This window comes from Streptomyces sp. NPDC057654 (assembly GCF_042800135.1).
Taxonomy (GTDB): Bacteria; Actinomycetota; Actinomycetes; order Streptomycetales; family Streptomycetaceae; genus Streptomyces.
In genome coordinates, this window is record NZ_JBHVHQ010000194.1 from 1 (window position 1) to 11608 (window position 11608).

Annotated in this window: 9 protein-coding genes; 3 read left to right on the top strand and 6 right to left on the bottom strand. The window is 73.6% G+C overall.

What is annotated here, in order from left to right; all coding sequences use genetic code 11:
- Nucleotides 1-18: 18 nt before the first annotated feature.
- The 5 genes from ACFU99_RS17010 to ACFU99_RS17030 form a co-directional block, all read right to left on the bottom strand.
- Nucleotides 19-681, bottom strand: coding sequence for a DUF4360 domain-containing protein (locus ACFU99_RS17010; RefSeq protein WP_384392160.1), 663 nt, complete (start codon nucleotides 679-681; stop codon nucleotides 19-21).
- A gap of 135 nt (nucleotides 682-816) precedes the next feature.
- A complete protein-coding gene (locus ACFU99_RS17015; RefSeq protein WP_384392163.1) occupies nucleotides 817-2019 on the bottom strand; it encodes a hypothetical protein in 1203 nt (400 codons plus the stop codon).
- Between the two features lie 47 nt (nucleotides 2020-2066).
- A complete protein-coding gene (locus tag ACFU99_RS17020; RefSeq protein WP_384392166.1) occupies nucleotides 2067-4028 on the bottom strand; it encodes an ABC transporter substrate-binding protein in 1962 nt (653 codons plus the stop codon).
- On the bottom strand, nucleotides 4028-4774 hold the full coding sequence (locus ACFU99_RS17025; protein WP_384392169.1) for a TIR domain-containing protein: 747 nt from the start codon (nucleotides 4772-4774) through the stop codon (nucleotides 4028-4030). The genes ACFU99_RS17020 and ACFU99_RS17025 overlap by 1 nt, the downstream gene beginning before the upstream one ends.
- Before the next feature lie 13 nt (nucleotides 4775-4787).
- Nucleotides 4788-6140 carry a helix-turn-helix domain-containing protein gene (locus ACFU99_RS17030; RefSeq protein WP_384392172.1) on the bottom strand — a complete coding sequence of 451 codons (1353 nt, stop codon included), beginning with the start codon at nucleotides 6138-6140 and terminating at the stop codon, nucleotides 4788-4790.
- Nucleotides 6141-6392: 252 nt separating this feature from the next.
- Here ACFU99_RS17030 and ACFU99_RS17035 point away from each other — a divergent pair, with 252 nt between their 5' ends.
- Nucleotides 6393-8528 (top strand): primosomal protein N', encoded by a 2136-nt coding sequence (locus tag ACFU99_RS17035; RefSeq protein WP_384392184.1) that lies wholly within the window; start codon nucleotides 6393-6395, stop codon nucleotides 8526-8528.
- A gap of 121 nt (nucleotides 8529-8649) precedes the next feature.
- Here the strand turns inward: ACFU99_RS17035 and ACFU99_RS17040 are convergent, their stop codons facing one another.
- Entirely contained in the window at nucleotides 8650-9288 is a 639-nt protein-coding gene (locus tag ACFU99_RS17040) for a hypothetical protein (RefSeq protein WP_384392175.1), read from the bottom strand.
- 450 nt (nucleotides 9289-9738) lie between these two features.
- Between ACFU99_RS17040 and fmt the strand changes: the two genes are divergently transcribed.
- Together fmt and ACFU99_RS17050 are read left to right on the top strand one after the other, a co-directional pair.
- The gene (gene fmt, locus ACFU99_RS17045) at nucleotides 9739-10674 is read left to right on the top strand and encodes a methionyl-tRNA formyltransferase (protein WP_384392178.1); all 936 of its coding nucleotides are present in this window, start codon (nucleotides 9739-9741) and stop codon (nucleotides 10672-10674) included.
- A gap of 52 nt (nucleotides 10675-10726) precedes the next feature.
- A partial coding sequence (locus ACFU99_RS17050; protein ID WP_384392181.1) for a transcription antitermination factor NusB occupies nucleotides 10727-11608 on the top strand: 882 nt, incomplete at its 3' end.

Genomic DNA, 11608 nt, shown 5'->3' on the forward strand with positions numbered 1-11608 from the left:
GTCAGGACTGGCGGCATGTCACCGCTGGGGGCACTTCTTCCACGCGAAGTGGTACAGCGTGTTGATGCTGCCGTCGGTGGAGTCCATCGCCATGTAGCTGGTGAGCTTGGGGTCCGCGTTCTTCGCGTCGACCCGCAGCTCGGTGTTGATGTTGAAGTAGCGCTGCTCGCCGCAGGGGGCGTAGACGCGCGCGTCGAGGTCGGTCTCGTCCGAGGTCTGCCAGTTGGCGTCGTACGGGCCGGTGAACCGGTGGCTGAGGCGGGCCGTCTGCTGGGAGCCCTGGAAGTAGTAGCCGGCCTGCTCCAGGCCGGTGGCCTTCGGCGCGAGGGAGGCGTAGCCGCGGTAGTCGGCGCGGGCGATGGCGTACGTGAAGCCCTGCGGCACCAGCACCTTCAACGCGATCTGGCAGTTCTTGCGGCCGTCGGTGGGCTTGGTGTCCTTGCCCGCCTGGGCGAGGTACTCGCTGTACGTCACGGTGAACGCGGTGTTGTCCGGGGCGACGGCCACCACGGCGCTGCCGGGGCGGCAGCCGGACCCGTTGACCGCGGCGACGGTGATCGTGATCTTGCCGGTGGGCGGCGGCACGTCGTCATCGCCGCCACGGGCCGCCGAGGACGGGGCGGCCGTGCCGATGAGGAACAACGCCGCCGCGACGCTGCCGATGCCCAGGGTGCGGATCATGGGCTCTTCCTTCCGGTCGTCCTACCGTCACCGCGGGGCGGGGCGGCAGGAGGGGAATGACGAGGGCATGCCAGCACGAGGATCATGGAACGGACCCCGCTCGCTCCGAGAGTCGGTGCGAAACTACGCCTTGATTCAGCCGGGGGCGGGTGGGGGGTCGTCCGGGTCGATATAAGGATTTTCGGGGCCGGATCCGCTTCCTGTACTGGGTCCGCCGCCGGTACCGGGTCCGTCGACATCCGGTTCGCCGGAATCGGGCTCATCGGGATCGGGTTCGTCCGAAGCCGGTGGGGGCGTCGGGGTGTCGAAGCGGCGGCGGATCTCGTCGGCGGCGTCCGGCGCGTTCGCGGCATCGAGGTCGTTCGCGATCCGGCGGGCGAACAGCGCGCGGTCGGGGGCGTCCTCGGCCAGGCCGGCCTCGTCCATCAGCCTGTTGAGCAGGCCGGACAGCCCTGCGTCGCCCGGCGGCTCGTCGTCGTACGGAGGCGGCGGCTCGTGCGGAGCGGACCACATGTCGGCGAACCGCGGTTCCGGCTCGGGACGAGAGCCGGGGACCAGCCGCTGGAAGGGCTCGGGGACGTCCTCGTTGTTGGCGGCGGAGGTGAGCTGGGCGAGGGGGCCGATGAGGTTCACGGTCCGCTCGACCTCGTCCTCGTTACGGGCCATCCACCACACCACGGCGCTGCCGGTGTCCTTGAGCACGTCCTTCCCCAGGTACTCGCGCTTGTTGCGCTCCCAGTTGCGCTCGTGCTCCCAGACGTCCTCGTCCTTGCGCACGGCGGAGAGCTTGGTCAGCCGCTCCGCGTCGGTCTCGCAGAGACGGAGCACGACGTGCTCGGCCATCGCCTCCACCCGGCACGAGGGGTCGGGGCGCATCGTGCCGAGCGCGCCGTTGAGCTGGTACTGGGCGAGTGAACTGCGGTGCGGCGGCTGAAGAACGGTGATGTGCCGGGCCCGGTCGAGCACCGACTCGATGGCCAGCGCGCCCGCGTTGACGTGCGGGGCGTCGGCCGGGGCGTCCAGCGGACACCAGCGGACGGTGGCGGAGAAGAGGAAGTCGTAGTCGTCCACGCGGCTCGGCAGCGCGATCCCCGAAACGGTCTGCTCCCAGCGCTCCGCCTGCGGAATCGGCCAGTCCGGCTCCAGCGCGTGCTCCGGCGGAACCGGCCCGCGCCGGCGCGGACCGGCCACGAGGGCGAGCCCCGCGCCGATCAGCAGGGCGGCGGCGGCCGCCGCCCACGCCCACCGGGGCCAGTGCGCGGTCAGCCCGACGATGACGAGGATCAGCCCGAGGATGACGGTGACGAAGAACGTCATGGTCTTGTGGCCAGAACTCATAGCGCGGCCTCCCGCGTCCGGATCAGCTGAGTTTTCCGCGGCACGTGTCACGTGCCGAGGGGGAGGGGCTCGATGCCCTGCGCGGCGTCGAGCGCACAGTCGAAGCGCGATACGAGCGCGGCGCGCTCCGGGTTCGTGTACGCCCAGTTCCTGAAGAGGACGTGGAGACGGCCCGGCGTACCGGGACGGCTCGCGGCCGCCCCGGCGAGAACGTCCAGCAACTGCCCGCCACGGCCCTCGGGCAGGGCGCCGGCCGCCGCCAGCCAACCGCGCGCGGGCTCGCTCCACTCCTCGTGCGAGCGGTACAGAAAGACAGCGGCCCAGCCGGTGGCGAGGCGCTCGCGCACGGCGGCGGTGCAGTAGAGGGCGCGGGTGCGGGACGCGTGGTCGGCGAGCGCGTAGAAGGCGACCGCGTCCCGCGGCCACTTGCCGGGTTCCAGCCGGTCGAGAAGCAGACGGAGGAGACGGCCGTCGCCTGCGGCGAGGGCGAGCAGGGCGTCGAGGGCCGGATTCTCCTTCGCGGGCCGCTCCCGGCGGGCGAGGTGGTGCAGGCGGACGAGGGCCTGGTCGGGGTGGGTCGTCGCCATCGTCTGGAAGCAGACGACGACGAGCGCGCGACGCCGCACCGCCGGCAGGTACGTGTCCTTGGACCAGTTGTAGATCGCCTTTCGGAAGGCGCGGCCGTGCCGCTCGTCGCGGAGCCCCTCCGCGAGGAGCTGGGCCGCGTCGGGCATGAGCCGGCCCTGGTCGCCGTTGTGCTGCGTCCACTGCTCGGCCAGCTCCAACATGTCCTCGGGACGGTCGGTGCGGAGGCACTGCTCGGCGAAGCGGGGGATCAGCTCGGCGCGCTCGTCGTCGGTCAGCGCACCGCGCTGGACGCAGCCCCCGATCCATTTTTGGAACGCGTCCCGCAGGTCCGGGCAGTAGGTCCAGAAGTGGGCGCGGATCGCCTTGTCGTAGCCGGGGGCGAGAAAGCGGACGCGACCGTCGCTCCGCGTCTCGGCCTTGATGACCTTCAACTGCTCGGTGAGATCCGTGCGTTCCAGCCGGGGCTGTTCGTCGGGCGGGTGGTTGATGGCCTTCAGCAGCTCTTCGGTGGCGTGGAACACCGTGGCCGGAGTGCGTTCATGGAGCATCGCGAGCGAGAGGGAGAGCGCCCGATGCCGTCCGTCCAATGCGGAGATGAAGGCGGCAACTTCGGGCGTACGGTCGCTGACTACGGCGAGGGCGCGCGAGCACCACTGAGAGAACCCGTCGGGCCGATCGGAGCAGCCGTCCCGCTGTTCCCGTATGGAGCGCGCCAGTTCGGCGATGTCCCGTAAATGGGCGCGGAGCAGATACTCCGGCAGCTCGGGGACGGCGCTCAGCTCGTCGGGCGAGGGCGTGATGCCGTCGAGCCGCAAGTACCGCATCAGCACGTCCCGGCCGCGCGGCCGAAGGATCTCGACGGTGAACCGTCCGAGCCCGCCTTGCTGGAGATAGCGGAGGCCGTACGGCAGCACCACCACGAGCCGCGCGTCCTTCTGCCGCACCACGTCCCGGAAGGCGGAGAGTTCGCTCTGCACGGCGAGGTAGTGCGTCTCGTCGCTGTTCGCGAGGTCCAGCAGCAGGCGGTCGCCCTCGCCGACGACCGAGGCGTCCAGGGCCCGGGAGTCCTCGTCATCCGAGGTGTCGGGCAGCTCGTGGAGGCTGCCCGTCCCGCCGGGCGACCGGTGCAGCAGCATCAGCGCCGCTGCCCGCCGGCCGCTGCCCGGCTGTCCGTAGAGCAGGACGGTGCCGTGATCGCGGAGCATGTCGCGGGCCTGGCCGTACCGTTCGGGTTCGGTGAAGCACCGGTCGAGCCATTCGCGTTCGTCCTCGGCCACGGCGAGCCGATCGCGGGTCGGCCGGCCCACCCGCGAAGCCGCTTGGAAGTAGAAGTTGTTGAGCTGCTGGCCCTCACCCGTGTTGGTGGGCCCGTGGGCCTGGTTGACGTAGGTGGCGAGGGACTCCAGCATCGGATCGGTCATCAGCGGTCACCGTCCTCTTCGCGGTGAGAGGAGCCGAACTGATAGCGGATCTCCCCTTGATTTTCGTAGCTGGTTCCGTGGCCGTTGTAATGAGGGTTGTTGACCTGTGACCCGGAACCTGTGTTGAGCGGGCCGCTTGAATCCTGGATGTACGTGCCGAGTTCGCCTTGGAAATTGCCGATTCCGCCGCGCTGCCCGGTGTTGTTCATGGACGGCCCCTCGGGCGTATGCGCCCTTTCCCTACGCGCGCCGGGACGCTTGTCCAGCGCGGCCAGCTCCGGGACCTTACGGGCCAGCCGGTCGCCGAGCCGGGCGAGGTCGGTGGCGGACGTCCGCTGCGAGAACCGCTCGAACTGGCACTCCGCCAGCCTGGACAGCGACCTCGGCAACCGTCGGGGATCGAGCTGCTCCGTCTTCCGTTCGAGCAGGACCGGCACGACCAGCACCCCGCACTCGAATGCCGTCTCCAATTCACGGCGCACCCAGTCCGCGGGATTGTTCAGCGCCCTGCGCCCCCTGCGCTTCGGGTCGGGGACGTCGAGCCAGTCCGGGCCGATGAGCGCCAGCAGGACGCTGCTGCGCCGCACCTTGTTGTCGAGCGTCTCGACGTAATTGGAGCCCAGCTCGATGGAGCCTCCGGCGAGGAATGTGCTGTCCTCCCCGAACCGCTCCTCCAGCACCCGCTTGAATTCGTACGCGATCGACTTCGCGCCCATGACGCGGAAATTGATGAAGATCTCGTGCATGACGTGCGTCCTCTCAGAGAGACGTTTGAGTCACAAGGCTCGAAAGATCCGGGGCCAGCCCCCGCACCGCCGCACTGCGCGGATGCCGCCCCAGCACCCGCGCCAGCCGCCGCAGATCCGCCGTGATCGTCGCGGAGCGCACCAGCCCGACGGCGTCGAGCAGACCTCGCGTCACCGCGCACGCCTCCTCGATCTCCCCGGCCGCCGCGTGCGCGAGGGCCCGCCGTACCCCGTACCGCGCCCGCGTGCGCAGCGCGTCCGCCGGGAGGCGGGCGGTCTCCCGGTCGAGGGCTTCGGCGGCGCGGCGCGGGTGGCCGAGTTCGTACAGGCACCAGCCGGTGAACATGGAGACGACGTCGGGCAGGTGGGACGCGCCGATCACCGGGGACGAGGGGTCCGCGGCGTCGAGGGCGAGGAGTTCGCGGGAGCGGTCCAGGCTGCGCATGCAGGCGTCGTGGTCACCGGCCACGGCGTGGCTCTGGGCCAGGTGCTGCGCGGCCAGGCCGCGGATGCGCGGTGGTGCGGGGCTGGCCAGGGCGTGGTCGGACAGCCCGATGGCGGCGGCGGTGTCGCCGCGGAAGAGGCTGACGAGGGCACGGCGTACGAGCGCGTAGACGGCGAGCTCGCGGTCGCCGCCGGCGGTGGCGAGTTCCACGGCCCGGTCCGTCCACCACAGCGCGGAGCCGTCGTTGCCGGACTCCTGCGCCATCCAGCCCGCGTACTCCGCGTACCGGGAGGCCAGGACGAGCAGTTCGCGCCGGGTGGCCGGGCCGGAGCGGGCGGCCTGCTGTTCGAGGCTGTGGGTCTGGGCTATGAGCGGGGGCAGGACGCCGCCGGGGCCGGAGAGCTGGCCCAGCCTCCGGAACTGGTCGAACATCGAGCGGTGGGCGTCGACCAGGGTCGTCGCGCCGGTGTCGGCGGTGATCTGCACGCCGCCGACGCCTATGGCGAGAACCGAGACGGCTCCCGCCGTGAGGACCCGGCGGCGGTTCATCGGGCGGAACGAACCTGTTCCGTCTTTGCCCAAGCGCATGAGCCACACCTCATCGTCGCGATGCGTGCCGGAGTGATGCGCGTCGTTCTGACGCGCGTCTTCGTGATGTGCGTCTTCGCGATGTGCGTCGGAATTCGGCAGGCCGGTCGCCCGGGACCGGCCGGGGACCAGGGCGGCGAGCGCGCCGCCCGCCCCGAGCACGGTGTCGCAGAGCCGTGACAGCTCCGGTGTGGGGCGCTTGAGCCCCCGCTCCACCTTGCTCAGCTGGGCCTTGCTGTAGTGCACCGACTGGCCGAGCCGCTCCAGCGACCACTGTGCGGCCAGCCGCCGTCTGCGCAGCTCCCGCCCGAACTCGTACGGCTGCTCCGGCATTTCGACCTCCGTACTCCGTGTGCCGGGCAGCTGCGTTCGCCGCGAGTAGCGTGCGGCAGGCCGCCCGGCGGAACAAGGCGAATGGGGACGTTTCCCGTTTCCTCTCCTGTTTCCTTCCTGTTGGCTCTACAGATTGCCGTCCGCTCGCGGGGCGCGGGAGTGTCAGTGCCGTCTGCTAAGACTGGAGCTGTGAGCAGCGAGAACGGGCGGCCGGAGCGTAATCCGGCACGGGCGGACGCGGCCCCGGGGGAGGTGCCTCCGGCGGACGCGGCCCCGGCGGGCGACCCCGCCGGGGGGGAGCAGCTCGCGCTCATCCGGGAGACCGTGCGCGAGGCGAAGAAGCCGCGCGCCAAGCCGCGCACCTGGCGTGGCGCCGCGCTCGCCGCGGACCGGCCCGTGGCCCGCGTCCTCGTGGACAAGGGGCTCATCCACCTCGACCAGTTCTTCGACTACGCCGTGCCCGAGGCCATGGACGCCGAGGCGCGGCCCGGCGCCCGGGTGCGGGTGCGGTTCGGGGCCCGCGTCGCCAAGGGGCGCCGCGAGGGCGGCGAACTGCACAACGGCTTCATCGTCGAGCGCCGGGCGGAGAGCGACTACCGCGGCCCGCTCGCCCCCATCGCCCAGGTCCTCTCCCCGGAACCGGTGCTCGGCCCCGAGCTGCTGGCGCTGTGCCGCGCCGTCGCCGACCGGTACGCGGGCACGCTCGCCGACGTCGTCCAGCTCGCCGTCCCGCCCCGCCGCGCCCGCCCCGAAGCCGAGCCGCCCGCCGGGCCGCTGCCCCCGCCCGCGCCGCCCGAGCCCGGCAGCTGGTCCCGTTACCCGACCGGCCCCGCCTATCTCGATGCCGTCCGCCGGGGCGAGCGACCGCGTGCCGTCTGGACCGCGCTGCCCGGCCCGCACTGGCCCGAGGAACTGGCCCGCGCCGCCGCCACGGCCCTCGCCTCCGGCCGCGGCGCGCTGATCGTCGTGCCCGACGGGCGCACCGCCGCCCGCGTCGACGCCGCGCTGACCGCCCTGCTCGGCGCCGGCCGGCACACGCTGCTCACCGCGGACGCCGGGCCCGAGGAGCGCTACCGCCGCTGGCTCGCCGTCAGCCGCGGCGGCGTACGGGCGGTGGTCGGCACCCGGGCCGCGATGTTCGCGCCCGTACGGGACCTGGGGCTCGTCGCGATCTGGGACGACGGCGACTCCAGCCACAGCGAGCCGCACGCCCCGCAGCCGCACGCGCGCGAGGTGCTGCTGCTGCGCGCCGCGCACGAGAAGGCGGCCTTCCTGCTCGGCGGCCACGGCTGCACGGTGGAGGCCGCCCAGCTCGTGGAGAGCGGCTGGGCGCTGCCGCTGGCCGCCGACCGCGCCCAGGTGCGCGCCGCCGCCCCCATGATCCGTACGGTCGGCGACGCCGACCAGGCCCGCGACGAGGCGGCGCGCGCCGCCCGGCTCCCCACCCTCGCCTGGCAGGCCGTGCGCGACGGTCTCAAGAGCGGCCCGGTGCTCGTCCAGGTGCCGCGCCGGGGATACGTACCCAGGCTGGCCTGCGAGCGGTGCCGCGAGCCCGCGCGCTGCCGACACTGCGCCGGGCCCCTGGAGGCGCGCGGCGGCGACGGCGAACTGCACTGCGGCTGGTGCGGGCGCGAGGCCCACGACTGGCACTGCGCCGAGTGCGGCGGCTTCCGGCTGCGGGCCCAGGTCGTCGGGGCCCGGCGCACCGCCGAGGAGCTGGGCCGGGCGTTCCCCGCCGTGTCCGTACGGACCTCCGGGCGCGATCACATCCTGGACACCGTGCCCGACGGGCCCGCCCTCATCGTCTCCACCCCCGGCGCGGAGCCCGTCGCCGAAGGGGGCTACGCGGCGGCGCTCCTCCTTGACGGCTGGGCCCTCCTCACCCGCCCCGACCTGCGCGCGGGCGAGGAGGCGCTGCGCCGTTGGCTGGGCGCGGCCGCCCTGGTGCGGGGGCAGGAGGCGGGCGGCACGGTGGTCGTCGTCGCCGAGCCCACCCTGCGGCCCGTACAGGCGCTGGTGCGCTGGGACCCGGCCGGGCACGCGGTGCGGGAGCTCGCGGACCGCGCCGAGCTGGGGTTCCCGCCCGTCTCGCGGATGGCGGCGGTCGCGGGCCCGCCGGAGGCCGTGGCGGACCTGATCGAGGTGGCCGAACTCCCCGGCGACGCCGAGGTGCTGGGCCCGGTCGCGCTGCCCGTGACCGAGGCCGGACGGCCGCGCCGCACGGGCGACCCGCCGCCGGGGGAGCGGTGGGAGCGGGCGCTGCTGCGGGTGCGCCCCGGCAGCGGTGCGGCGCTGGCCGCCGCGCTGAAGACGGCGCAGGCGGCGCGGCTGGCGCGCCGCGAGGGGGCCCCGGTGCGGATCAGGATCGACCCGCCGGACATCGGCTGACCGGGCGTCGGCCGGTGAAGGGGTAGGGCCGAAACGGCGCTGCCCCGCGGTCCGGCGCGGCCGGGCCTCGGGGCAGTGGAAGAACTGGCAGGGGAGCGGATTCGGGGGGGCGGCGGTCGGGTCAGCCGTTGCGGGGGCCGGGGAAGACGCCAGGCCGCGGCTCGTCGCGCAGCCCCGAATCCCGCAGCCCTGAGTCCCGCAGCCCTGAGTCCCGCAGCGCCGCGTCGCGCAGACCGGGCTCCCGCATGCCCGTGTCCCGCATGCCCGAGTCGCGCAGCGCCGGGGCCGACTGCCCCGGCATGGCGCGGGCGGCGGGTACGGCGGGGAGCTGGGGGCCCACGGATACGCCCGGCAGCCCGCCCGTGTCCGGCGTACGGACCGACTCGCCGCCGCCCGCGGCGTTCGGCGCGGTGGCCCGGCGCGTGCCGTAACGCCGGTGCACCGCCTGCTTGGTGACGCCGAGCGCCGAACCCACCGCGTCCCACGAGAAGCCCAGCGAGCGGTCGAAGTCCACCGCGGCGGTGACGAGCGTCTCGATGCTGTCGCGCAGTTCCTGCGCGAGCCGTACGGTCGGTGCGGGCGCCCGCCCGTATACGACGAAGCCCGCGGACGGGCCGGTGCGCCGCGGGCGGTAGACGTTTCCGAGCTGGGCGGTGAGGGTGCGCAGTGCGTCCACCTGTCGGCGGACCCGCTCGATGTCCCGCACCAGCAGATGCAGGCTGGCCCGTGCCTGGGCGTCGTGGGTTGCGTGGTCGGCCATGAACAAGCCTCTCGAACCGGCGTGGAAAGCGGAATGGGGAAGGTGGAGACGGTGGAACGTTGGAGACGGTGGAGATGGTGAAACGGTGGAACGGGGCAGGTGGAACGCGGACATCAGGGCGGTGAGTCGGCTGGCCATCGGAAGCGAACGAGGGCCGGACCGCGCCGTGGCCCGTTCCGGTCAATCTCTCTTGACCTCAACGCGAGACGTGCCTTGTGGGTCACGCTGAGGGGGCGTACGGCCTGCGCGGCGGGGCGCGAATTGACGCGTACGCCCCCTACGGCCGCGGTGTCGTTCTCGGGGCCCCTCCGCCCGTACGACTCCGCCCGTACGACCGCGGTCGCGCTCTCCGGGCCCCGGCCCTCCCCGACCGGCCCGAGTCCGCCCCGCCGACAGGCCCTAGACTGGTCCGCCGTTCAGCTCGGCGCGTTGAGAGGTAGATCGCCACCCATGAGGCTCGTCTTCGCCGGTACCCCCGAGGTCGCAGTGCCCGCCCTCGACGCGCTGCTCGCGTCGGACCGGCACGAGGTCGTCGCCGTCGTCACCCGGCCCGACGCCCCCGCCGGGCGCGGCCGCCGGCTGGTCGCCAGCCCCGTCGCCCAGCGCGCCGAGGAGGAGGGCATCGAGGTGCTCAAGCCCGCCAGGCCGCGCGACGAGGACTTCCTCGCCCGGCTGCGGGAGATCGCCCCCGACTGCTGCCCCGTCGTCGCCTACGGCGCGCTCCTGCCCAAGGCGGCGCTGGAGATCCCCGCCCACGGCTGGGTCAACCTGCACTTCTCGCTGCTGCCCGCGTGGCGCGGCGCCGCGCCCGTGCAGCACGCGGTGCTGGCCGGGGACGAGGTCACGGGCGCGTCGACGTTCCTGATCGAGCAGGGGCTCGACTCCGGACCGGTCTTCGGGGTGCTCACCGAGGAGGTCCGCCCCACCGACACCAGCGGCGACCTGCTGACCCGGCTGGCCTTCGCCGGGTCCGGGCTGCTCGTGGCCACCATGGACGGCATCGAGGACAACACCCTCGAAGCGGTGCCCCAGCCCGAGGAGGGCGTCACCCTCGCACCGAAGATCAACGTCGAGGACGCGGAGGCCGACTGGAGCGCGCCCGCGCTCCGCGTCGACCGCGTGGTGCGCGGCTGCGCCCCCGCGCCCGGCGCGTGGACCCTCTTCCGCGGCGAGCGGCTCAAGCTGATGTCCGTGGCCCTGTGCCCCGACCGCGGCGGCCTCGCGCCCGGCGAACTGTCCGTCGCCAAGAACGCCGTGTACGCGGGCACCGGCTCGCACGCCGTCGAGCTGCTGTGGGTCCAGCCGCAGGGGAAGAAGCCGATGAAGGCCGCCGACTGGGCGCGCGGCGTACGGATCGCCCAGGGCGAGCGGCTCGGCGCGCAGTGAGGCGCGGGGCGTAGCCTAAGCCCATCGTCATCCCAGCTCCGGAGCACCTTTCGTGAACGATCAGGCCCCCCGCAACCGTCCCGCCAGGCCCCCGAAACCCCACCGCCGCCCCAAGAAGGACCCCGTGCGGATCCTCGCCTTCGAGGTGCTGCGCGCCGTGGACGAGCGGGACGCCTACGCGAACCTGGTGCTGCCGCCGATGCTGCGCAAGGCCCGCGACAAGGCGCGCGACAACGCCGCCGCGGGCAAGGACGGCCCGGCGTTCGACGCGCGGGACGCGGCGCTGGCCACCGAGCTGGTGTACGGGACGCTGCGCCGCCAGGGCACGTACGACGCGATCATCGCGGCCTGCGTGGACCGGCCGCTGCGCGAGGTGGACCCGCCGGTCCTCGACGTGCTGGGCCTGGGCGCGCACCAGCTGCTCGGCACCCGCATCCCCAGCCACGCGGCGGTCTCGGCCACCGTGGAACTGGCGCGTGTCGTCCTCGGCGACGGGCGCGCGAAGTTCGTCAACGCCGTGCTCCGCAAGATCGCCGCCGACGATCTCGACGGCTGGCTGGAGAAGGTCGCGCCGCCCTACGACGCGGACCCCGAGGACCACTTGGCGGTCGTCCACTCCCACCCGCGCTGGGTCGTCTCCGCGCTGTGGGACGCGCTCGGCGGCGGCCGGGCCGGCATCGAGGACCTCCTCGAAGCGGACAACGAACGACCCGAGGTGACGCTCGTGGCCCGCCCCGGCCGCGCCACCGTCGACGAGCTGATGGACGAGGTCGGCGAGGACTCGGGACTGCCCGGCCGCTGGTCGCCGTATGCCGTGCGGCTCGCCGAGGGCGGCGAGCCCGGCGCGCTGGACTCCGTCCGCGAGGGCCGGGCCGGGGTGCAGGACGAGGGCAGCCAACTGGTCGCCGTCGCCCTGGCGAACGCCCCGCTGGAC